At 61.2% G+C, this 21,527-nt stretch carries 20 protein-coding genes; 8 read left to right on the top strand and 12 right to left on the bottom strand.

Features of this window, described 5'->3' with window-relative positions; translation table 11 throughout:
* Positions 1-3: 3 nt before the first annotated feature.
* On the bottom strand, positions 4-2,283 hold the full coding sequence (ptsP, locus tag FIV35_RS03890; protein WP_034139705.1) for a phosphoenolpyruvate--protein phosphotransferase: 2,280 nt from the start codon (positions 2,281-2,283) through the stop codon (positions 4-6).
* Positions 2,284-2,305: 22 nt separating this feature from the next.
* On the bottom strand, positions 2,306-2,785 hold the full coding sequence (locus FIV35_RS03885) for an RNA pyrophosphohydrolase (protein WP_003176750.1): 480 nt from the start codon (positions 2,783-2,785) through the stop codon (positions 2,306-2,308).
* 143 nt (positions 2,786-2,928) lie between these two features.
* Here FIV35_RS03885 and FIV35_RS03880 point away from each other — a divergent pair, with 143 nt between their 5' ends.
* Positions 2,929-3,585 carry a histidinol-phosphatase gene (locus FIV35_RS03880; protein WP_034101327.1) on the top strand — a complete coding sequence of 219 codons (657 nt, stop codon included), beginning with the start codon at positions 2,929-2,931 and terminating at the stop codon, positions 3,583-3,585.
* Positions 3,586-3,675: 90 nt separating this feature from the next.
* On the opposite strand, the gene FIV35_RS03875 is transcribed toward FIV35_RS03880, so the two are convergent.
* Both FIV35_RS03875 and ilvA read right to left on the bottom strand, forming a co-directional pair.
* Positions 3,676-4,089 (bottom strand): DUF2269 family protein, encoded by a 414-nt coding sequence (locus FIV35_RS03875; protein WP_034101329.1) that lies wholly within the window; start codon positions 4,087-4,089, stop codon positions 3,676-3,678.
* A gap of 41 nt (positions 4,090-4,130) precedes the next feature.
* Positions 4,131-5,645: a threonine ammonia-lyase, biosynthetic gene (gene ilvA, locus FIV35_RS03870; protein WP_034139706.1), complete on the bottom strand. Its 1,515-nt coding sequence runs from the start codon at positions 5,643-5,645 to the stop codon at positions 4,131-4,133.
* Between the two features lie 137 nt (positions 5,646-5,782).
* Between ilvA and rpiA the strand changes: the two genes are divergently transcribed.
* Complete coding sequence (gene rpiA, locus FIV35_RS03865) at positions 5,783-6,454, top strand: ribose-5-phosphate isomerase RpiA (RefSeq protein WP_034139707.1); 672 nt, start codon at positions 5,783-5,785, stop codon at positions 6,452-6,454.
* A gap of 265 nt (positions 6,455-6,719) precedes the next feature.
* On the top strand, positions 6,720-8,666 hold the full coding sequence (locus tag FIV35_RS03860) for an autotransporter domain-containing protein (RefSeq protein WP_034139708.1): 1,947 nt from the start codon (positions 6,720-6,722) through the stop codon (positions 8,664-8,666).
* On the opposite strand, the gene FIV35_RS03855 is transcribed toward FIV35_RS03860, so the two are convergent.
* From FIV35_RS03855 to FIV35_RS03840, 4 genes are all read right to left on the bottom strand, one after another.
* On the bottom strand, positions 8,667-9,575 hold the full coding sequence (locus FIV35_RS03855) for an SdiA-regulated domain-containing protein (RefSeq protein WP_034139709.1): 909 nt from the start codon (positions 9,573-9,575) through the stop codon (positions 8,667-8,669).
* 120 nt (positions 9,576-9,695) lie between these two features.
* The gene (locus FIV35_RS03850; protein WP_034139710.1) at positions 9,696-10,622 is read right to left on the bottom strand and encodes an SdiA-regulated domain-containing protein; all 927 of its coding nucleotides are present in this window, start codon (positions 10,620-10,622) and stop codon (positions 9,696-9,698) included.
* Between the two features lie 168 nt (positions 10,623-10,790).
* Positions 10,791-11,456, bottom strand: a complete 666-nt coding sequence (locus FIV35_RS03845) for a fumarylacetoacetate hydrolase family protein (RefSeq protein WP_034139711.1) — start codon at positions 11,454-11,456, stop codon at positions 10,791-10,793.
* Positions 11,457-11,479: 23 nt separating this feature from the next.
* Entirely contained in the window at positions 11,480-12,874 is a 1,395-nt protein-coding gene (locus tag FIV35_RS03840) for an FAD-binding oxidoreductase (RefSeq protein ID WP_034101339.1), read from the bottom strand.
* A 204-nt stretch (positions 12,875-13,078) separates the two neighbouring features.
* Here FIV35_RS03840 and serA point away from each other — a divergent pair, with 204 nt between their 5' ends.
* Positions 13,079-14,308, top strand: coding sequence for a phosphoglycerate dehydrogenase (gene serA / locus FIV35_RS03830; RefSeq protein ID WP_034101340.1), 1,230 nt, complete (start codon positions 13,079-13,081; stop codon positions 14,306-14,308).
* Between the two features lie 67 nt (positions 14,309-14,375).
* Here the strand turns inward: serA and FIV35_RS03825 are convergent, their stop codons facing one another.
* Entirely contained in the window at positions 14,376-14,816 is a 441-nt protein-coding gene (locus FIV35_RS03825; RefSeq protein WP_034139712.1) for a DUF4399 domain-containing protein, read from the bottom strand.
* A gap of 134 nt (positions 14,817-14,950) precedes the next feature.
* On the opposite strand from FIV35_RS03825, the gene FIV35_RS03820 reads away from it, so the two are divergent.
* A complete protein-coding gene (locus FIV35_RS03820) occupies positions 14,951-15,430 on the top strand; it encodes a transporter substrate-binding domain-containing protein (protein WP_034101343.1) in 480 nt (159 codons plus the stop codon).
* 36 nt (positions 15,431-15,466) lie between these two features.
* On the opposite strand, the gene FIV35_RS03815 is transcribed toward FIV35_RS03820, so the two are convergent.
* The gene (locus tag FIV35_RS03815; protein ID WP_034101344.1) at positions 15,467-15,961 is read right to left on the bottom strand and encodes a 2-thiouracil desulfurase family protein; all 495 of its coding nucleotides are present in this window, start codon (positions 15,959-15,961) and stop codon (positions 15,467-15,469) included.
* A gap of 2 nt (positions 15,962-15,963) precedes the next feature.
* Entirely contained in the window at positions 15,964-16,596 is a 633-nt protein-coding gene (locus tag FIV35_RS03810; protein ID WP_034139713.1) for a 2OG-Fe(II) oxygenase, read from the bottom strand.
* Between the two features lie 132 nt (positions 16,597-16,728).
* Between FIV35_RS03810 and FIV35_RS03805 the strand changes: the two genes are divergently transcribed.
* Positions 16,729-17,481: a DUF2059 domain-containing protein gene (locus FIV35_RS03805; RefSeq protein ID WP_034139714.1), complete on the top strand. Its 753-nt coding sequence runs from the start codon at positions 16,729-16,731 to the stop codon at positions 17,479-17,481.
* 41 nt (positions 17,482-17,522) lie between these two features.
* Here the strand turns inward: FIV35_RS03805 and bipL are convergent, their stop codons facing one another.
* Complete coding sequence (bipL, locus tag FIV35_RS03800; RefSeq protein ID WP_034139715.1) at positions 17,523-18,464, bottom strand: phospholipase BipL; 942 nt, start codon at positions 18,462-18,464, stop codon at positions 17,523-17,525.
* Positions 18,465-18,554: 90 nt separating this feature from the next.
* On the opposite strand from bipL, the gene FIV35_RS03795 reads away from it, so the two are divergent.
* Together FIV35_RS03795 and FIV35_RS03790 are read left to right on the top strand one after the other, a co-directional pair.
* Entirely contained in the window at positions 18,555-19,130 is a 576-nt protein-coding gene (locus FIV35_RS03795) for a DUF6436 domain-containing protein (RefSeq protein ID WP_034139716.1), read from the top strand.
* 31 nt (positions 19,131-19,161) lie between these two features.
* The gene (locus tag FIV35_RS03790; RefSeq protein WP_083377932.1) at positions 19,162-21,516 is read left to right on the top strand and encodes a penicillin acylase family protein; all 2,355 of its coding nucleotides are present in this window, start codon (positions 19,162-19,164) and stop codon (positions 21,514-21,516) included.
* Positions 21,517-21,527: the final 11 nt, after the last annotated feature.

Raw genomic sequence — 21,527 nt, 5'->3', positions numbered from 1 at the left:
GCGTTATAGGGTTTTCGCCGAAGCCGGATTGATCATCCGCGTCAGCCCCAGATTTTTCAGGGCCAATTGAAGCGAGCTGTGGATAACTTGCGGGTTGTCGATGGTCATCACCTGCGCCAACAGATCCTTGGCCATGCTCAGGTTGACCTGGCGCAGCAGCCACTTCACTTTCGGCAGGTTGGTGGCGTTCATCGACAAGCTGTCAAAACCCATCGCCATCAACAACACCGCCGCCGCCGGGTCGCCGGCCATTTCGCCGCAGATACTCACCGGTTTGCCTTCGGCATGGGCGTCGCGAACCACATGTTGCAGGGCTTGCAGCACGGCCGGGTGCAGGTAGTCGTATAGGTCGGCAACCCGAGGGTTGTTGCGGTCCACGGCCAGCAAATACTGAGTCAGGTCGTTGGAACCTACCGACAGGAAGTCCACCTGCCGCGCCAGCTCCTTGGCCTGGTACACCGCTGCCGGGATTTCGATCATCACGCCAATCGGCGGCATCGGTACGTCGGCGCCTTCGTCGCGCACTTCACCCCAGGCCCGGTGGATCAGGTGCAACGCTTCTTCCAGCTCGTGGGTGCCGGAGATCATCGGCAACAGAATACGCAGGTTGTTCAGGCCCTCGCTGGCCTTGAGCATGGCGCGGGTCTGCACCAGGAAAATCTCGGGATGGTCGAGGGTCACGCGAATACCGCGCCAGCCGAGGAACGGGTTGTCTTCCTTGATCGGGAAGTACGACAGCGACTTGTCGCCGCCGATATCCAGGCTGCGCATGGTCACCGGCAACGGGTGGAACGCCGCCAACTGCTCACGATAGATCGCCAGCTGTTCCTTCTCGCTCGGGAAACGCTGGTTGATCATGAACGGCACTTCGGTGCGGTACAGCCCCACGCCTTCGGCGCCTCGCTGTTGCGCGCGGGCCACGTCGGCCAGCAAGCCCGTGTTGACCAGCAGCGGCACGCGGTGGCCGTCGAGGGTCACACACGGCAACTCGCGCAGGGAATCGAGGCCCAGCGCCAATTGCTTCTCTTCTTCCACCACCTCGGCATATTGCTTGCGCAGCACTTCGCTGGGGTTGGTAAAGACTTCGCCGCGATGGCCGTCGACGATCATGTCGATGCCGTCGACTTTGGAATACGGCAGGTCCACCAGACCCATCACCGTCGGAATGCCCATGGCCCGAGCCAGGATCGCGACGTGGGAGTTACCCGAACCGAGTACCGACACCAGGCCCACCAGTTTGCCTTCCGGTACTTCGCCAAGCATGGTGGCGGTCAGTTCTTCACTGATCAGGATGGTGTTGTCGGGGTAGACCAGGTTGGTGCTGCGATCTTCCTGCAAGTAGGCCAGCAGACGGCGACCGAGGTCACGCACATCCGAGGCGCGCTCGCGCAGGTAGGCGTCGTCCATCATTTCAAAACGGTTGACGTGATCGCTGACCACCTGACGCAACGCGCCCTGGGCCCACTGGCCGGTCTTGATCACGGTCTTGACTTCGTTCCCGAGGGACGCGTCGTCAAGCATCATCTGGTACACCTCGAACAACGCCCGCTCTTCGGGGCGCAACTGGGTGGCCAGCTTGTTCGACAGGTTGCGCATGTCGGCGCGTACGCCTTCGAGGGCGGTCTTGAACAGTTTGATTTCGGCGTCGATGTCGGTGATGGCTTTGTCCGGCACCACATCGAGGTCGGCCGGCGGCAGCATGACCACCGCCGTACCCACAGCAGCACCTGGCGAACCCGGCACGCCGACGAACTTGGCTTCCTGAATACCCTTGCCCTGACGGCCCAGGCCACGGATGGAACCGGTGGCCTCGGCGTGGGCGATAACCCCGGCCAATTGCGCGCTCATGGTCACGAGGAAGGCTTCTTCACCTTCGTCGAACTGGCGGCGTTCTTTCTGTTGAATGACCAGCACGCCGACAACGCGGCGGTGGTGAATGATGGGTGCGCCGAGAAATGAGGCGTAGCGCTCTTCGCCGGTTTCGGCAAAGTAGCGATAACGCGGGTGATCGGCCGCATGTTCAAGGTTCAGGGGTTCTTCACGCGTCCCCACCAAGCCAACCAGACCTTCATTGGGCGCCATGCTGACCTTGCCGATGGAGCGCTTGTTCAAGCCCTCGGTGGCCATCAGCACAAAACGGTTGGTCTCGGGGTCCAGCAGGTAAACCGAGCAGACCTGGCTGCCCATGGCTTCCTTGACGCGCAACACAATAATCCCCAACGCCGCCTTGAGATCCTTGGCGGAGTTAACTTCCTGGACGATCTTGCGCAGCGTATTGAGCATGGCTCGGGGTCGAACTCCGTCGTCAGTCGCGCGCTAAAAGGCGCGGGGCAAGCTCTTTGAGAGCGCGACGATAAACTTCGCGCTTGAATGTCACCACCTGGCCCAGCGGGTACCAATAACTGACCCAACGCCAGCCATCGAACTCCGGTTTACCGGTCAAATCCATCCGCACCCGCTGCTCATTGGAGATCAGGCGCAGGAGAAACCATTTCTGCTTCTGGCCGATGCACAGCGGTTGGCTGTGGGTACGCACCAGGCGTTGCGGCAAACGATAGCGCAACCAGCCACGGGTACAGGCCAGAATTTGCACATCTTCGCGCTCAAGGCCGACTTCTTCGTTCAACTCACGGTACAAGGCGTCTTCAGGGGTTTCGTCGGGGTTGATTCCGCCCTGAGGAAACTGCCAGGCATCTTGGTTGATTCGGCGAGCCCATAGCACCTGTCCGGCATCATTCGTAAGAATAATCCCGACATTTGGACGGAAACCATCGGGGTCGATCACGGCAACAACCTCGCAAACGCATGTCGCCGCATTGTTCCACAAAGCTTGCGCAAGCGGCAACGAGGCTTCTTAGCTTATGTGCACTCTTGTGAAAAGACCGTATTCTGGACGCCTTTTTACAGACATTTCAGCGAGTAACTGCAATGCGCCTGGCTTTATTCGACTTGGACAACACCCTTCTCGGCGGTGACAGCGACCACGCCTGGGGCGATTACCTGTGTGAACGCGGGATTCTCGACCCGGTGGCCTACAAGGCTCGCAACGACGAGTTCTACCAGGATTACCTGGCCGGCCAACTGGACAATGCCGCTTACCTGAACTTCTGCCTGGAAATCCTCGGCCGCACCGAGATGGCCCAGCTGGACGCCTGGCATAACGACTACATGCGCGACTGCATCGAACCGATCATGCTGCCACGCGCCTCAGAACTGCTGGCCAAGCACCGCGACGCCGGCGATAAGCTGGTGATCATCACCGCCACCAACCGTTTCGTCACGGCGCCGATTGCCGCACGCCTGGGCGTGGACACCCTGATCGCCACTGAATGCGAGATGGAAAACGGCCGCTATACCGGACGCAGCACGGATGTGCCGTGTTTCCGTGAAGGCAAGGTGACGCGCTTGAATCGTTGGCTGGAAGAGACCGGGCATAGCCTGGAAGACAGTTACTTCTATAGCGACTCGATGAACGACTTGCCGCTGTTGGAGCAGGTGGCGAACCCGGTGGCGGTCGACCCGGACCCGAATTTGCGCGCCGAAGCCGAGAAGCGGGGTTGGCCGGTGATTACCCTGCGTAGCTGATAGCGCTATCGGGGCAAGCCCCCTCCCACAATGACTCGGTTAAATGTGGGAGGGGGCTTGCCCCCGATACAGGCGACACGATCCAACGGGTTAAACCGGCTTGGCCCCCATCAACCCGGCAATCGCCACAAACCCCACCAGGCTGACCACCGCTAGCACCAGAGTGAAATTCAGGCTGCCGCCCTCGCCCTTGCGCAACCGGTTGAGCCGCGCCACCAGCCAGAACCAGGCCAGCGCCGCCACGGTGTAGAGCAGGCTGGAGCCCAGAATCCAGGTCTGCCCCAACGGCCAGCCCACCAGGTGCACCAGCCACCAGCCGGTAAACGGCATGCTGAGCAGGCAAACCCCCATCAGCAACCATACGAACGCCCAAGGGCGCTGCACGACCACCGCCGGTCCGGCGCTGCGTTTGCGCCAGGCCAGCAGCGCCAGGCCCAAGCCGCAGAGCAGCAACACCGCAGTGGCCGCAATGTGGATAACTTTGAGGGTGATCAGGGTTTGCATGTGTCGTATTCCTTAAAGGCCGCCCCAATCAGCGTAGTCGCTCAACCGAGGAACAGTTTGTAGGCCGGGTTATCGCTTTCGTCCCAGTACGGGTAACCGATTTCCGCCAGGGCCGCCGGTACCAAGTGACGTTCGTTCGCCGGCACTTGCAGGCCGGCGACCACACGGCCATCCGCCGCGCCGTGGTTGCGATAGTGGAACATTGAGATGTTCCAGCGCCCGCCCAATTTGTTAAGAAAGTTGAACAAGGCCCCCGGCCGCTCCGGAAACTCGAAGCGCAACACCACTTCATCGCTCACCTTGGCCGCATGCCCACCGACCATATGGCGGATGTGCAACTTGGCCAATTCGTTCTCGGTCAGGTCCAGCACCGGAAAACCCTGCTGGGTGAGGCTAGCGATCAAGGCGCTGCGCGGGTCGCTTTCCGGATGCGTCTGCACACCGACGAAGATGTGCGCTTCGCTGCCGGTGTGATAGCGGTAGTTGAACTCGGTAATCTGGCGTTTGCCCACGGCCTCGCAGAACGCCTTGAAGCTGCCAGGCTTCTCGGGAATGGTCACGGCGATGATCGCTTCGCGGCCTTCACCCAGCTCGGCGCGCTCGGCCACATGGCGCAGCCGGTCGAAGTTGACGTTGGCGCCGGAATCGATAGCCACCAGGGTTTGCTCGCTGACGCCTCGGGTTTCCACGTATTTCTTGATGCCCGCTACGCCCAGCGCGCCCGCCGGCTCGGTGATGGAACGGGTGTCGTCGTAGATGTCCTTGATCGCCGCGCAGATTTCGTCGGTGCTGACGGTGATCACTTCATCCACGTAGTCCTTGCAGATATCGAACGTGTGCTGACCGATCTGCGCCACCGCCACGCCATCGGCAAACAGGCCCACGGTCGGCAGCACCACGCGCTCGCCCGCTGCCATCGCGGCTTGCAGGCAGTTGGAGTCATCCGGCTCGACGCCGATGATCTTGATTTCCGGGCGCAGGTATTTCACGTATGCGGCAATACCCGCGATCAGGCCACCGCCGCCCACCGGTACGAAGATCGCGTCCAGCGGCCCTGGGTGCTGGCGCAGAATCTCCATCGCCACGGTGCCCTGCCCGGCAATGGTGTGCGGATCGTCGTAGGGGTGAATGTAGACGTAGCCTTTTTCGTCGACCAGCTTGAGCGAATAGGCCAGGGCTTCCGGGAACGAATCGCCGTGCAGCACCACTTTGCCACCACGGGAGCGCACGCCTTCGACCTTGATCTCGGGGGTGGTCTTGGGCATCACAATAGTGGCCTTGACCCCCAGCACCTTGGCCGCCAGGGCCAGGCCCTGGGCGTGGTTGCCCGCCGAGGCGGTGACCACACCGCGCGCACGTTCTTCGGCGCTCAGTTGGGTCAGCTTGTTGTAGGCGCCGCGAATCTTGAACGAGAACACCGGCTGCAAGTCTTCCCGCTTGAGCCAGACCTTGTTGCCCAAGCGCTCGGAGAGCTGGCGGGCGGTCTGCAACGGGGTTTCTACGGCAACGTCGTAGACGCGCGAGGTGAGGATCTTTTTGACGTACTGTTCAAGCATCGGAAAGCATCACTGGGCGGGTTGGGCAGGGCCAAGGAGTCTAACCCGGCTTTTAGCCGTACGACCACACGAATCCCGAGGTTTTGTTGGGGTATACTCGCCGCCCTCGATAACTCCCCGCCCGTTCCGGAGCCCGCATGACCCAGGATCAACTCAAACAGGCCGTGGCCCAGGCCGCCGTCGATTTAATCCTTCCCAAACTCGACGACCAGAGCATCGTCGGCGTCGGCACCGGCTCCACCGCCAACTGCTTTATCGATGCGCTGGCCCAGCACAAGGGCGCGTTCGACGGCGCAGTGGCCAGCTCCGAAGCCACCGCCGCGCGCCTCAAGGGCCACGGCATTCCGGTGTATGAGCTCAACACCGTGAGCGACCTGGAGTTCTACGTCGACGGCGCCGATGAAAGCGACGAACACCTGCACCTGATCAAAGGCGGCGGCGCAGCCCTGACCCGCGAGAAGATCGTCGCGGCCGTGGCCAAGACCTTCATCTGCATCGCCGATGCCAGCAAACTGGTGCCGGTGCTCGGTACATTCCCACTGCCGGTGGAAGTCATCCCCATGGCCCGCAGCCATGTAGCCCGGGAATTGGTGAAGCTGGGCGGCGACCCGGTGTACCGCGAAGGCGTGTTGACCGACAACGGCAACATCATCCTCGATGTGTTCAACATGCAGATCACCAACCCGGTCGAGCTGGAAACCCGGATCAACGCCATCGTCGGCGTGGTCACCAACGGCCTGTTCGCCGCGCGGCCGGCGGATGTGTTGCTGCTGGGCACGCCTGAAGGCGTGAAAACCCTCAAGGCTTAAGCACAGGTTGACTGTGGGACGGAGCCAGCCTCCTCCCACAGCCCCTGTCCATGTAACAAAAACGCTACCTTTCGCAGCACCCCTCTCCAAAATCGTGCGCCAAATCACGGCATTCAATGCCGTCGCTGGTATCAAATCCGTTACAACTTACAACCACGCGACCCCGCCGTTTAACAATGCGCCAATTCACAATCGCCCAGGGAATGAGGCGCACATTGTGCAAAGGGTCTCGGCTCAACCACTCCGTCACTTCAAGGAAGACCCTGTGATAAAGCCCCTCGCCTTCGCGATCGGCGCGACCTGCGCCCTGGTGTCCCTGCAAGCCTCAGCCTACGAATACGGCGAGCACGCCAACACCACCCTGGAAAAGCTGATCAACGACTACCCCGGCCGGTATCGTGGCACGGCCAATTTCGCCGGCGCGGCCGACTGGATGCAAAGCCAGATGGGCACGGCCTACACCATCAGCCGTCAGGACTTCACCTGGAACAGCGGCAGCCGCGCCTCGCAGAACGTAGTGGCCTACGCCGCCGGCACTCGGCCGCAGTACGTGGTAATTGGCGCGCATTTCGACACTTACTTTGGCCGCCCTACCCTGCAAGGCCTGGATGACAACGGTTCCGGCGCCAGTGTGCTGACCGAAGTGGCGAAGAACCTGGGCGGTCTGCAGCTGGAAAACGGCCTGCAGGTTGTCGGTTTCGGCGCGGAAGAAGAAGGCTTGCGCGGCTCCCGGGCGTTCGTCGATTCGCTGAGCGCCAGCCAACGCGCGAATATGCTGGCGATGATCAACCTCGACAGTCTGATCACCGGCGACATGATGTACGCCCACGCCGGCCAGAACAGCACCGCCAACCCCGCACTGGCGGCATTGCGCGAACACACCTTCCAGATCGCCAAGGAATTGAATATTCCTTTGTTCACCAACCCCGGCCTCGACCCGCAATACCCCACAGGCACCGGTTGCTGCAGCGACGGCGAAGCATTCGAAGCGCTGAACATACCAATCCTCTATATAGAGGCCACTAACTGGGAACTGGGCGACCTGGACGGCTATACCCAGACCAATAACCCGAAAATCCCCGGCGGCTCGACCTGGCACGACCCCGCTGAAGACAACAAAGCAGTACTCACCGATGCCTTCGGCCAGGCGCGCATTGACCAGCGTCTGCGCGACTATTCGCGCCTGCTCAGCCGCTTGGTGCTGGAGCTGACCAACGCTGACCTGCTGGCCTCAACCGCTTCCGGCGGCGCCGTCGCGCGCAATATGCAGGACAACCTGCAGCGCCAGCACCAAGCGATGGTGCGCCTGCACGATCGCCGCTGGCTGACCTTGCAATCGGCCAGCCGCGAGGTAGGCAGCTTTGACGGCGAGATTGGCGTGGACGGCGAATACAACCCCGACAGTGGCTTCGACACGGCGCCCAACCCAGAGGCCCGGCGCGTGGGCCTGCACGCCCTGGGCGATTACCAACTCAGCGCGAGCCTGAACATCGGCGCCAGCCTCAGTTACCTCAACGGCCGCGACAAACTGGAGCACCGCGGCAAACTCGACAGCGACACCTGGCAAGCTGCCGCCTATGCGCTGCTTAACGATGGCGGGCCGAGCTGGCTGGCCGGCGACCTGAGCATCGGCCACAGCCGCTTCGATAGCCGGCGCAACCTGCTGATCCAGGCCAATGGCGGGCCGATCCTGCTCAATCAACAGCTGACCGGCAGCACTGACGCATTGACGCTCGGCGCGCGGGTGCTGGGCGGCTACGACTTTGACCTCGGCGCAATCAAGAGCGGCCCGTTCGCCGGCCTGGACTACAGCCACTCACGCATCGATAAATTCCACGAGAAACAAAACCTGCGCACCGCCCTTGAGTACGAGGAACAATCCTTCGACTCCCTGGAAGCCAGCCTTGGTTGGCGAGTACGCGGTACCGTCGCACTGCCTCATGGCCTAAGCCTGATGCCCTACGGCGACATTGCCTGGGTTGAGGAATTGGCCGACGGCCGTCTGGACGATCTGCAATTGACCGCCCGCGCCGATGGCCAGGCGCGTACCGCGCGGCTCGGCGCTGTGGATAAGCATTTTGGTCGCGCCCAACTGGGCAGCCAGTTGGCGATTACCCCACAGCTGGGGGTGTATGCCGAGGTCAATAGCCGCCTGGGCCATACCGAAGGCAGCCAGACCGGCTATTCACTGGGTGTGCAATGGATGTTCTGATCAGGGCTTTTTGAACACGTAGAACAGGTTCGGCTCGCTGACAAGGTACAGCGCGCCATCGTCATCCATGGCAATGCCTTCGGCCTGAGGCACGCGTTTTTTCAAACCCTGGCGTCCGTTGAGCAGAGACAGACTGCTCAACGGGCGACCGTCGATGTCCAGCTCCAGCACCAGAAACGACTCATCCGACAGCGCCAGTAAATGGCCGCTGCGCTCGTCGTATTGCAGGCTCGACAGGTCGCGCACAAACAACCCGGCGTCACGCTTGGGGTTGTTGATCACATGCACCGAGTAGGTTTTTTCCGGCTTGAAATGAGGAAAGCCGTGCACCTCGTAGATCAGCATCGGGTCGCGCTCCTTGGCGACGAACAGACGCTTGCCCACCGAATCGTAGGCCAAACCCTCAAAGCCCTTGTTGCCGCCGACATGCACGCCCAAGGTCATTTGTTCGGCGTCGGCCGCGTCGAGGAATTCGGTGTCATCGTCCACATGCACTTTGATCAGCCGTTGCTGGCGCTCATCGCTGATAACGTAGATGTTCTCGCTGATGAACTCCACGGCCTCGGCATCGCCAAACCCGACCAGGGGAATACGCCGCAGGATCTTACCCTCCAGGGACAGCTCGATCATCTCGGCGTTTTTATTGGTCACGGTAAACAGGCTTTTGCGGATCGGATCGTAGGTGAGGGCTGACACGTCGTCGTCCAACCCCTCAATCACCTGCGCCTCCAGCACCACGCGGTAATCCGCCAGGCCAATGGATTGCTCATTGGTAGGCTGGCGCCACGCCTGCAAGTTGAACCAGGCGCGCTCAAAGAGACGGAAGTACTGCGCAACAGCGACGGCGCTGATCACGATGACCAGCGCAAGCATCAAAAGAATAGGTTTGGGGCGGGCAAGTCGACGCATTGGGCGAGCTCAAAGTCAAAAGTGGCGAATAAATATCACGCCGGTCTGAATTTAAACTTAAACGCGCCCCACTGTCTGGCGAATGCCGTTGAAAGAGAAATGTCCGACGTATTTCGTCAGCTACTTCTGCTTTTCGAAACGATAGAACAGGTTCGGCTCGCTCACCACGTACAGGTTGCCATCCTCGTCCATGGTCACCCCTTCGGCTCGCGGAATCGTGTCCTTGAGGCCATTGAAGCCACCGAGCAAGGTCATGAAGCTGACCTGATCGCCCTTTTCATCCAACTCCAGCAACAAGTGAGAGTCGGCCGATAACACCAGTAGATGGCCCGTGCGTGGGTCGACGGCCAGGGCCGAGAGGTTGCGCATGTCCAACTCTTTGCTGGCCAGCTTTTGTTTATCGCCAGTCAGGCTCTGGCTGCCGTCGCTTTTCCAGGTGAACAATGCCGGCGGACGCTCCTCACCGAGCACCAGTTGCTGAGTGCGCTTGTCCCAAGTCACGGCCTCAAACGCTTTGTTCTGGTCCTTGGAGGGGCCCAGGTCGTAACTGGTGAAGTCGGCTTTGTTCAACTGCTGGGTCGTGGCATCGACCTTGACGATGGTCAGCGTGTGTTGACGTTCATCGACCACCGCCATCAGGCCGTTTTCCAGCATCGCGACGCCTTCCGGATTGCTCCAGCCGTTGAGCGGCATCTTGCGCAGCACGTCGCCTTGCAGGTTCAGCTCCACAAGAAACGGGTTTTTGCCCATGACAGAGAACAGGGTCTTGGTCTGTGGGTTATAGGTGAGGTCCGACGCTTCGTCTTTTTCCATGCCCGGCAGCACCTTGGCATCGATCACCGCCTGATAGTCCGGCAGCCAGACACTTTCCTTGCGCTCGGCAGCGCTTTCAAATCGCTCCAGCACCCACAGCACGCCTCGATCGTCCCAATGCATGGCCCACGCCACGCCATACACCACCGCCCCGACCAGAAACAGCCAGGAATACCAGCGCAGGGCAAAGCGGGAGCGGGGCTTGGATGATGCAGAGGGCAGAGGCACGGCCATTGAGCGCTTTTCCGAGAAGTGATTAGGGGATTAGCACAGGATCAATGGGCTCGCGTGCTGGAGCCTGAAGATTATCCGGATCGCGTGTGAAAAAAATGCAAAAGCCGTGATGTGAGACGTGCTCGTCCCCCTTTTATAGAAGGGGGCAAGCCCCCTCCTACGGCGTGCTTAGCGGACGACGCTTTCGAAGCGACTTACGCCCGGCAATTCCAGCATCAGTTCATCGCCTGCATTCAACGGGCCTACGCCGGCCGGGGTGCCGGTGAGGATCACATCCCCCGCCTGCAGCGAGAAGCAGCCGGCCATGTACTGGATCATCGGAACGATAGGGTTGAGCATCTGCGCGCTGTTACCGTCCTGGCGCACTTCGCCATTGATGGTCAGGCGAATGCCGATGTCGGTCAGGTCCGGGAAGGCGCTGCCGACCACGAAGGGCGCAATCACCGCCGCGCCGTCGAACGACTTGGCGACTTCCCACGGCAGGCCCTTGGCTTTCAGTTCGGCCTGCTTGTCGCGCAGGGTCAGATCCAACGCCGGGGCGAAGCCGGAAATGGCATCCAGCACTTCTTCACGGCTGGGCTTGGCCGACAATGGCTTGCCGATCAACACCGCGATTTCCGCCTCGTAATGCACCGAACCACGCTCTGCGGGAATAGCGAAACCGCCTTCCAACGGCACCACGCAACTGCCCGGCTTGATGAACAGCAAAGGTTCGGTCGGCACCGGGTTATCCAGTTCCTTGGCATGTTCGGCGTAATTGCGCCCAATACACACCACTTTCCCCACAGGAAAATGGATATTGGTGCCGTCGACATACTTGTGCTGGTAGCTCATGAAACGACTCCTTCAGGGGCGGTTTAAACAGCGAAGATCTTGCCGGGGTTCATGATCCCGTTCGGGTCGAACACCGCTTTGACGGCTTTCATGTATTCGATTTCAACTGGCGAACGGCTGTAGGTCAGGTAATCGCGTTTGGTCATGCCCACGCCGTGCTCAGCGGAGATCGACCCGTTGTATTTCTCGACGGTTTCAAAGACCCACTTGTTGACGGTGGCGCACTTGGCGAAGAACTCATCCTTGCTCAGATTTTCCGGCTTGAGGATGTTCAGGTGCAGGTTGCCGTCACCGATGTGGCCAAACCAGACGATTTCGAAGTCCGGGTAGTGTTCTCCGACGATTGCGTCGATTTCCTTCAAGAATGCCGGCACTTTGCTGACGGTCACCGAAATATCGTTCTTGTAAGGCGTCCAGTGGGAAATGGTCTCGGAGATGTACTCGCGCAGTTTCCACAGGTTGTGCAATTGGGTTTCGCTTTGGCTCATCACGCCGTCCAGCACCCAGCCCTGCTCGACACAGTGCTCGAAGGTTTCCAGGGCATGATTGGCAACTTCTTCGGTGGTGGCTTCGAATTCCAGCAGCGCGTAGAACGGGCACTCGGTTTCGAACGGCGCAGGCACGTCGCCACGCCCGAGGACTTTGGCCAGGGCCTTGTCGGAGAAGAACTCGAAAGCCGTCAGGTCCAACTTGCCCTGGAAGGCATGCAGCACCGGCATGATCGAGTCGAAATCGGTGGTGCCCAGCACCATGGCGGTGAGGTTCTTCGGTGCACGGTCCAGGCGCATGGTGGCTTCGACCACAAAGCCCAGGGTGCCTTCGGCGCCGATAAACAGCTGGCGCATGTCATAGCCGGTGGCGTTCTTGATCAGGTCGCGGTTCAGCTCCAGCACGTCGCCCTTGCCGGTGACGACTTTGATGCCGGCCACCCAGTTACGGGTCATACCATAGCGAATGACCTTGATCCCGCCGGCATTGGTGCCGATATTGCCGCCAATCTGACTGGAACCGGAGGATGCAAAGTCCACGGGATAGTACAGGCCGTTTTCTTCGGCGACGTTTTGCAACTGCTTGGTGACCACGCCTGGCTGGCACACGGCGGTGCGGTCGGTGAGGTTTACGTCGAGGATCTGGTTCATATAGTCGAAAGACACCACCACTTCGCCATTAGCCGCAACGGCTGCGGCCGACAGCCCCGTACGCCCGCCGGACGGCACCAGCGCCACCTTGCGCTCATTGGCCCAACGCACAACCGCCTGCACCTGCTCGATGGTCTTGGGAAACACGATGGCGGTCGGCGCGGGGGCGAAGTGTTTAGTCCAATCCTTGCCGTAAGCCTCCAGGGAGTCGGCGTCGGTCAGCACTTTGCCGGGCTCAACCAGGGTCTTTAGCTCATCAATCAGGGCAGGATGGGTCATCGACAGAACTCTCGAACAATTCATGGTCATCCTGAGAACGCTTCACGTCGCAGGATAGGTGTTTAGCGGGGCGCATATGCTAGCATACCGCCCCCGCAGGACAGAGCCCAAGGGCGTTTCTGCGGTGACGGCTTTCCTGCCGTCCGGGTCAGCTTAAGTGATCCGACTCCCTGCCATTTTTCTCCGGGATACAGGTTTACGCAGATGAGCAAGACTTCTCTCGATAAGAGCAAGATCAAGTTCCTTCTTCTGGAAGGCGTCCACCCATCGGCTGTCGACGTTCTGAAAGCCGCCGGGTACACCAGCATTGAGTACATCACCAGTTCTCTGCCGGAAGCCCAGCTCAAGGAAAAGATCGCCGACGCGCACTTTATCGGCATTCGCTCACGCACTCAGTTGACCGAAGAGATCTTCGATCACGCCAAGAAACTCGTGGCGGTCGGCTGTTTCTGCATCGGCACCAACCAGGTCGACCTCAACGCCGCACGCGAGCGCGGTATTGCAGTGTTCAACGCACCGTACTCCAACACCCGTTCCGTGGCGGAGCTGGTGTTGGCCGAGGCGATCCTGTTGCTGCGCGGCATCCCGGAGAAGAACGCTTCCTGCCACCGTGGCGGCTGGATCAAAAGCGCGGCCAATTCCTTCGAAATCCGTGGCAAAAAGCTGGGCATCGTCGGTTACGGTTCGATCGGTACGCAATTGTCGGTCCTGGCCGAAGGCCTGGGCATGCAGGTGTTCTTCTACGACACCCTGACCAAGCTGCCGCTGGGCAACGCCACTCAGGTGTCGAGCCTGACCGAGTTGCTGGGCATGTCCGACATCGTGACCCTGCACGTTCCGGAAACCGCTGAAACCCAGTGGATGATCGGCGAGAAGGAAATCCGCGCCATCAAGAAAGGCGGCATCCTGATCAACGCCGCGCGCGGCACCGTGGTGGAGCTGGACGCCCTGGCCGACGCGATCAAGGACAAGCACCTGATCGGCGCCGCCATCGACGTATTCCCGGTAGAACCTCGCTCCAACGACGACATCTTCGAAAGCCCGCTGCGTGGCCTGGACAACGTGATCCTGACCCCGCACATCGGCGGTTCCACCGCTGAGGCCCAGGCCAACATCGGCCTGGAAGTGGCCGAGAAGCTGGTCAAGTACAGCGACAACGGTACGTCGGTCTCGTCCGTCAACTTCCCGGAAGTGGCCCTGCCGGCTCACCCTGGCAAGCACCGCCTGTTGCACATCCACCAGAACATTCCGGGTGTGATGAGCGAGATCAACAAGGTTTTCGCGGAAAACGGCATCAACATCTCCGGTCAGTTCCTGCAGACCAACGAGAAAGTCGGCTACGTGGTAATCGACGTCGACGCCGAATACTCGGACCTGGCGCAAGAGAAGCTGCAGCACATCAACGGCACTATCCGTAGCCGCGTGTTGTTCTAAGGCTTTAACCGCTGCACAAAAAATGGGAGACCCGCAGGGGTCTCCCATTTTTTTGTCCGCAGAACGCTTACTTGACGTTAACGGTGATGACTTTCGAGGCGACCGTTGGCTCGAACTGGCGATGCACGTTGTCGCCCGCCACCAGTTGCAAGGTGTGCTTGCCGGGGGCCAGGGTGAGTTCGGTTTCGGTTTGCGCCTTGCCGAAGTGGATCGAGGTGGCAGTGGCCGGGATCGCCTCGTCGGCTTTAAGCGCCGTCACGTCCTGGTCGACCAGCAGGTGATGGTGGCCGGCGTTAGGCACTTGCTTATCGATAGGTTCCAGGTCCAGGTTCTTGACGCCGAATTTGACGGTGAAGGTTTTGTCGACGGTCGCGCCATCCTTCGGCGAGACGATAAACACTTCGGCACCTTCAGGCGCCGGCGTACGTGGAAGGTCGGCGGCGCTGGCCAACATCGAGGCACCCAGCAACAGGCTGGCAATCGTTGCACGGGACAAAAGGGCTTTCATTCGCTTCTCCAGTTTTTCTGTGAAATCTGTAGGTTTATGACAACTTCGCGGCAAATTGCTGTCCAAGGCACTCAACACCATAGCAAAGCGATGCTGAACGGCGCCTCGCACATTCGAATTCTCTAGGAGTGACCATGCGCTTTTCGCCTGGCCTGTTACTGCTGCTTCCTCTTCTGAGCCCTTTGGCCCATGCCGAACTGATCGACGATGTGAACGATCGCGGCGAACTGCGCATCGCCCTTGAAGCCACTCACCCGCCGTTCAACTTCAAGGAGGGCGACAAGCTCACCGGCTTTGAAGTGGAGCTGGGCGAGCAACTGGCCAAGGAAATGGATGTGCGCCCGTCCTTCATCACCACCGATGACACTGACTTGCTGCAAGGGGTGGAAAGCGGCAAATACGACGTGGCCATCAACCATATCGCTATGACTGCCGAGCTGCGTGATCGGTTCGATTTCAGCGAGAGCTATAACCAGGCGCCTGACCTGGCGATTCCGTTCCAGAAGGGCAATCCGGCGTTCAAGGCCAGCCTGGACAAAGCCTTGGAGCGGGTGAAGGCGGATGGGCGGTTGAAGGCGCTGTCCCACAAGTGGCTTGAAAGCGACGCCCAGTAACGCCAACGCGCTGGCAGCCCTCTCCCGCCTTTTTGATTAGGTCGGGATTGAAAGCTGAGCCAGCGCGGCGGCAGCCTCGGGCAACTCCAGCTCGCTGAACACCTGCACGCCATGGCGCTTGAGTAGCGCCGCCGTGACCCCTTCGCCGCTGACTTTGACGCCTGTGAACGTACCGTCATAGGTCAGCAGATTGCCGCAGGAGGGGCTATTGGCCTTGAGCACAGCGATACGGATGCCGTGGCGCTGCACCAACGCCAACGCCTGGCGCGCGCCGTCGAGGAACGCGGCGCTGAAGTCTTCGCCCGCGGCGGTGAGCACCTGGGCCCGGCCTTCCCACACATCGATGCCCTGCCCGCCCGGAATCTCCGCAGACGGACGCGGCGTCGGCAAGCCGCCCGCGACTTCCGGGCAAACCGCCACTACCCGCCCTTCTGCCTGCCAAGCCGCCAATTGGTCGAACGGCCCACTGGCCCCACCGTCGTAGCGCACCTTATGCCCGAGCAGGCAGCGGCTGATCAGTATCTTGTGCATGCTCAGAACGGCTCGTTGCCCCGGCGACGGAACCAGCCGGTCAGGGACAGCCGTTCGCGCGTGGCGGGCATGACTTCGTGGGGGATGACGCCGGACAGGAACACCACCAGACAACCGCCGACAGGGGTCACGTCGTATTCGATGTCGTCCTTAAGGTACATGCGCAACTGGCCGCCGTGTTCGGGCAGCCAGGCGTCATTCAGGTAGATCACCGCCGAGACCATGCGCCGGTCATCATCGCGAAAGCGGTCCAGATGCTTGAGGTAAAACGCCCCTGGCGGGTACATGGCGAAATGGCTTTCGAAATCTTCCAGGCCGAGGAACAGCCCCCGGTTCATGGCCAGGCGCAGGCTATCCATCACCGCCATGTAGGTGTCGCAGACGGCGGCGTCACCCTCCTCCAGCCATTGGATACGGTCGCCGCGAATACCCTCGCGGATCTCCTGGGCCGGGCCGCGCCCAACCGCCGCGGGCGCCAATTCACCTTCGGCGGCACGTTTACGGCACTCAGCCGCCAGTTCCAGGGTCAGAGCCTGGGGCAGGAAGCCGTTCTGCTGCGACCAACCTTTCTCGGCCAGGTCGTCGACAATACGTTGCAGCAGGGGATGATCGAAGGGTATTTGCATGGCGCGCATAGTATCCATACGCCTGAGAATCCGACAGAGCCGCCGAGCGTCTGAACACAGATTAGTTCATGTGACTGACAGGATTTCTCGACAAATCCTACGCCCCACACGGACAATAGTGGCCGACTGACAGGAGTCCATATGCGTCGTTTGTTTTTTTCCTTGCTGATGTTCTGCGTTTTGCCCGCCTGGGCAGACGGCCATGACCAGTTGTACAAGGTTGCCGGCTGGGCCGAACAACGTGCGCATTTCACCGATGCACTCGCGGCGGCCCAACAGCGCTACCGCAATAGCCTGCCGCCGGCGGTATATCAGGCACTGGTGGACAACAGCAACCAACGCTTCGCCGCCCAGGCCATGGATCAGCGCGCCGAAGCGCAGTTGCGCAAGCACCTGGCGGACCCGGCACCGGCGCTGGCGTTCTTTCAGTCACCCTTGGGGCGCAAGATCGTCGCCGCCGAATTACTCGCTACCCGCCGCGATCAATTAGCCAAAAACGCCCAGGGCCTGCCGAAGATCCAGGCCGACGCCACCCGCAGCCTGATCATCGGCCACCTGGCCCAAGCCCTGCCCGCCCGTGAGGCCGGCGCAGAGGTCAGCCTGGCGATTGCCGGCGTGGCGGCCGACAGCCTCAGCCAGATGATCCCTGGCCTGCTGGGCGGCGGTCAGGCCCAGGGCATGTTGAATGGCCAACGTGAGCGCTTGATGCAGCAGATCGGTAATGACCTGAACAACACGTTGCTGTACGTCTATCGCGATTTGTCCGACCCGGAGCTGGAAGAATTCGCCACGTTCGCCGAGTCGCCGGAGGGTAAGGCGTATTACCAGGCGGCGCTGGCGGCGATTCGCGCAGGCCTGGCAGTCGGCCAGAGCACCTCAAGCCTGGTGCAGTAGAAATGTGCGAGGGGCAAGCTCCCTCCCACATCTGCACCGTGTTATTTCAGATGGTCCGTCAAATACCGGAAGTACTCTTCGCGAATCTCTGGAATCTCATTGGCCAGGTGATGCCGTCCACGGGGCAGCATCAGCACCTCGGGCCGGTCGAACTTGCCGCGCAGCACGTGCAGGTTGTGCTGCCAGTCCACCGTCATGTCTTCCTCCCCCTGCACGATCACCGGCCGCCGCGTGCTGCGCGGGGCGGCCTCGATGCGTTTGATCCAGCGCGCCAGGGCGCCCACCCAGGCGGTGGGCAGTTGCCGCGGCTGCAGCGGATCGGCTTCCAGAAACGGCCGGAACGCCGGGTCGTTGGAGTTGTCGCTGAACCGCCGCGCAATACCTTTGACGAACGGCCTCAGCAGGTAATAGCTGACCTGGGACCAGCCCCACGCGCGCGGACGCACCAGCGGCGACAGCAGCAGCACGTTGCCTTGCGCCGGGCTCTGGGCGCCGTGGTACAGCAGATGATCCACCACGATCGCGCCGCCGGTGCTTTGCCCGAACAGGTGCCAAGGCTTGGGCAGTTGCAGTGCCTCGGCCTGGGTGAACAGGGCTTGAACCACATCTTGGTATACCGCGAAATCATCGATGCTGGCGCGCGCGCCACTGGACAAGCCATGCCCCGGCAAATCGCAGGCAATCACAACGAAGCCCTGGTCCAGTGCCCAGTCCACTACGTTGCGGTACAGCCCCATGTGGTCGTAGAAGCCGTGAAACAAAAACATCGTCGCCACCGGCACCGGCGGCCACCACACCTGCGCCACCACGTCGAAACCGTGTACCTCAAAGCGCCCCAGGCGACTCACCGCCGGCACTTTGCGCGCGGGCAGGTCCAGCCCGTAAAAACGCTGGTAGACCCGCGCCTCGGCGCTGAGCGGTTGCGCATCCGACAAGGGGCGCAAGCTGTCGCGCAGATGATCCGGGTCAAAGGTGACGGGCATAAAGGGTTTCCAGGCTCACAATATCGAGCTGCGATATTCATCTGTCAGGGCAGGCATGGCAAGCTACGCGACCTGCGAGGATAGATCCGAATGCGACAGACCTACCGTACCGCCCTGTTCGCCAGCCTGATCCTGATTATCAGCACCGGCGTGCTGTGGACGGCGTATGACTGGTTTCAGGGCCGCTATCTGCGCGCTTTCAGCGAGCACACGGCGGTTTTTTCCGGCGATGCGCTGCAACTGCCCGCCGAACTCAGCGGCCCAGGCCCGATCCGCCTGGTGCATTTCTGGGACCCGGCGTGCCCGTGCAATGTGATCAACCAGCAACATCTGGGCGAGCTGATCGAGCAGTACGCGTCCAAAGGCGTTGAGTTCTACGCCCTGCAAAAAGCCGGCAGCCATGGCCAATTACCGGACAACCTGCGCCAGATGAAAATCCTCACTGCCCTGCCCGGTGCCGACCAGGTGCCGGCCAGCCCCGCCGTGGGCATCTGGGACCGCAGCGGCAAGCTCGCGTATTTCGGGCCCTACAGCGAGGGCCTGACGTGCAACGCCAACAACAGTTTTATCGAGCCGATCCTGCAAGCGCTCGACGCCGGGCGCGAGGTGAATGCCACGCACACCCTGGCGGTGGGCTGCTATTGTTCGTGGTCAACCGGGCCCTAGGCCGCCACCCCATTCTTGGTAAGGACTCTTCATGAAGCGCGTCTTGCAGGCTCTCGCGGCTGTAGTGGTGCTGCTCGCTCTCGGCGCCGGTTGGTATGTGTACAGCAAACAACCCACGCGCCAGGGCACGGTGACACTGGCCCATCTGCAAGGCTCAGTCACCGTGCGCTATGACGACCGTGGCGTGCCGCATATCCGTGCCGAGAACGAAACCGATCTGTATCGCGCCCTGGGCTATGTACACGCCCAGGACCGGCTATTCCAGATGGAGATCATGCGCCGCCTGGCCCGTGGCGAACTCGCTGAAGTGCTAGGCCCAAAGGTGGTCGACACCGACAAACTGTTCCGCAGCCTGCGCATCCGCGACCGCGCCGCGACCTATGTGGCGCAGCTGGATCATGAGTCGGCGCACTGGAAGGCGCTGCAAGCCTATCTGGATGGGATCAACCAGTATCAGGACAGCCACGCCAGCCCGATGGAGTTCGACGTGCTGGGCATCCCCAAGCGGCCCTTCACGGCTGAAGACACCATCAGCGTGGCCGGGTATATGGCCTACAGCTTTGCTGCCGCGTTTCGTACCGAACCATTGCTGACTTACATCCGCGATCAATTGGGCAGCGACTACCTGAAGGTTTTCGACCTCGACTGGCAACCCAAGGGCGCCCTTAACCTGGCCGCCAGCGACTGGCAATCCCTCGGCGCCCTCGCCGCCCTGAGCGACCAAGCCCTGGCCGACAACGGCCTGCCGCAGTTCGAGGGCAGCAACGCCTGGGCCATCAGCGGCAGCCGTACCCGCAGCGGCAAACCGTTGCTGGCGGGCGACCCGCATATCCGTTTTTCCGTGCCGTCGGTGTGGTACGAGGCGCAACTGTCGGCGCCGGGTTTTGAGTTGTACGGCTATCACAACGCATTGGTGCCGATGGCATTCTTGGGGCACAACCTGGATTTCGGGTGGAGCCTGACCATGTTCCAGAACGACGACCTCGACCTGATCGCCGAGAAGGTCAACCCGGACAATCCCAATCAGGTCTGGTATCAGGGCCAGTGGGTCGACCTGATCCGCAGCGAACAACAGATCGCGGTCAAGGGCCAGGCACCGGTCACCCTAACCCTGCGCCAGTCGCCCCATGGGCCGATCATCAATGACGTGCTTGGCGAGACGGCAGGCAACATTCCCATCGCAATGTGGTGGGCGTTTCTCGACACTCAGAACCCGATCCTTGAAGGCTTCTACCAGCTCAACCGCGCCGATACGCTGGCCAAAGCCCGCGCTGCTGCGGCCAAGGTCTCGGCACCCGGCTTGAATATTGTGTGGGCCAATGCCAAGGGCGATATCGGCTGGTGGGCGGCGGCGCAGTTACCGATTCGTCCGGCAGGCGTGAACCCAGGGTTTATCCTCGACGGCAGTACCACCCAGGCCGACAAACTTGGCTTCTACCCCTTCAGCGCCAACCCCCAGGAAGAAAACCCGGCGCGCGGCTATGTGGTCTCTGCCAACGCCCAGCCAGCGTCGCCTACGGGCATGGAAATCCCCGGTTATTACAACCTGGCCGACCGTGGTCAGCAGTTGAACGCCCAGTTGAGCGACGCCCGAGTGAAGTGGGATGTGACCAACAGCCAAGCCTTGCAACTGGGCACCACCACCGCGTTCGGCCCGCGCCTGCTGGCACCGCTGCTGCCAGTGCTGCGTGAGGTGGTCAAGGACCCGGCGCAACTCAAGCTGGTGGACCAACTGGCCAACTGGAAAGGCGACTACCCGCTGGACTCCATCAGCGCCACGCTGTTCAACCAGTTCCTGTTCAACCTCGCCGATGCGGCCTTCCACCCCAAACTCGGCGACGCGATGTTCAAGACCCTGATCAGCACCCGCGTGATCGACGCTGCCTTGCCACGCCTGGCCGCCGCTGCGGACTCGCCCTGGTGGGACGGCAAACGCACCGACACCGTCAAGCTCGCCTGGGACAGCAGCCTCGCCCACCTCAAGGCCACCCTCGGCGACGACCCGAACCAGTGGCAGTGGGGCAAGGCACATACGTTGACCCACGGTCATCCGCTGGGCATGCAGAAGCCACTGGATAGGGTATTCAACGTCGGCCCGTTCCCCGCACCGGGCACCCATGAAGTGCCGAATAACCAATCCGCTGCCATCGGCCCGGCGCCCTGGCCAGTGACATACGGCCCATCCACCCGCCGCCTGATCGACTTCGCCGATGTAGCCCACGCCCTGACCATCAACCCCGTGGGGCAAAGCGGCGTGCCGTTCGACAAGCATTACGGCGACCAGGCCGAGACCTATATCGAAGGGGGTTATGAGCAGGCGCATTTGAGCGATGAAGAAGTCACGGCCAATACCCGCGGCACGCTGAAGCTATTGCCCGCTCGATAACGGCTAGAAGC

Origin of the sequence: Pseudomonas rhodesiae (genome assembly GCF_007858255.1) — a bacterium.
Taxonomy (GTDB): domain Bacteria; phylum Pseudomonadota; class Gammaproteobacteria; order Pseudomonadales; family Pseudomonadaceae; genus Aquipseudomonas; species Aquipseudomonas rhodesiae.
The sequence above is the reverse complement of the archived record's forward strand: the minus strand, read 5'-3'. Positions and strand labels throughout refer to the sequence as shown.

Bases quoted from the DNA above. Each gene is read 5' to 3' on its own strand.
- ptsP (WP_034139705.1), bottom strand. From the start codon at position 2,283: ATGCTCAATACGCTGCGCAAGATCGTCCAGGAAGTTAACTCCGCCAAG.
- FIV35_RS03880 (WP_034101327.1), top strand. From the start codon at position 2,929: ATGCGCCTGGCTTTATTCGACTTGGACAACACCCTTCTCGGCGGTGAC.
- FIV35_RS03875 (WP_034101329.1), bottom strand. From the start codon at position 4,089: ATGCAAACCCTGATCACCCTCAAAGTTATCCACATTGCGGCCACTGCG.
- ilvA (WP_034139706.1), bottom strand. From the start codon at position 5,645: ATGCTTGAACAGTACGTCAAAAAGATCCTCACCTCGCGCGTCTACGAC.
- rpiA (WP_034139707.1), top strand. From the start codon at position 5,783: ATGACCCAGGATCAACTCAAACAGGCCGTGGCCCAGGCCGCCGTCGAT.
- FIV35_RS03855 (WP_034139709.1), bottom strand. From the start codon at position 9,575: ATGCGTCGACTTGCCCGCCCCAAACCTATTCTTTTGATGCTTGCGCTG.
- FIV35_RS03850 (WP_034139710.1), bottom strand. From the start codon at position 10,622: ATGGCCGTGCCTCTGCCCTCTGCATCATCCAAGCCCCGCTCCCGCTTT.
- FIV35_RS03845 (WP_034139711.1), bottom strand. From the start codon at position 11,456: ATGAGCTACCAGCACAAGTATGTCGACGGCACCAATATCCATTTTCCT.
- FIV35_RS03840 (WP_034101339.1), bottom strand. From the start codon at position 12,874: ATGACCCATCCTGCCCTGATTGATGAGCTAAAGACCCTGGTTGAGCCC.
- serA (WP_034101340.1), top strand. From the start codon at position 13,079: ATGAGCAAGACTTCTCTCGATAAGAGCAAGATCAAGTTCCTTCTTCTG.
- FIV35_RS03825 (WP_034139712.1), bottom strand. From the start codon at position 14,816: ATGAAAGCCCTTTTGTCCCGTGCAACGATTGCCAGCCTGTTGCTGGGT.
- FIV35_RS03820 (WP_034101343.1), top strand. From the start codon at position 14,951: ATGCGCTTTTCGCCTGGCCTGTTACTGCTGCTTCCTCTTCTGAGCCCT.
- FIV35_RS03815 (WP_034101344.1), bottom strand. From the start codon at position 15,961: ATGCACAAGATACTGATCAGCCGCTGCCTGCTCGGGCATAAGGTGCGC.
- FIV35_RS03810 (WP_034139713.1), bottom strand. From the start codon at position 16,596: ATGCGCGCCATGCAAATACCCTTCGATCATCCCCTGCTGCAACGTATT.
- FIV35_RS03805 (WP_034139714.1), top strand. From the start codon at position 16,729: ATGCGTCGTTTGTTTTTTTCCTTGCTGATGTTCTGCGTTTTGCCCGCC.
- bipL (WP_034139715.1), bottom strand. From the start codon at position 18,464: ATGCCCGTCACCTTTGACCCGGATCATCTGCGCGACAGCTTGCGCCCC.
- FIV35_RS03795 (WP_034139716.1), top strand. From the start codon at position 18,555: ATGCGACAGACCTACCGTACCGCCCTGTTCGCCAGCCTGATCCTGATT.
- FIV35_RS03790 (WP_083377932.1), top strand. From the start codon at position 19,162: ATGAAGCGCGTCTTGCAGGCTCTCGCGGCTGTAGTGGTGCTGCTCGCT.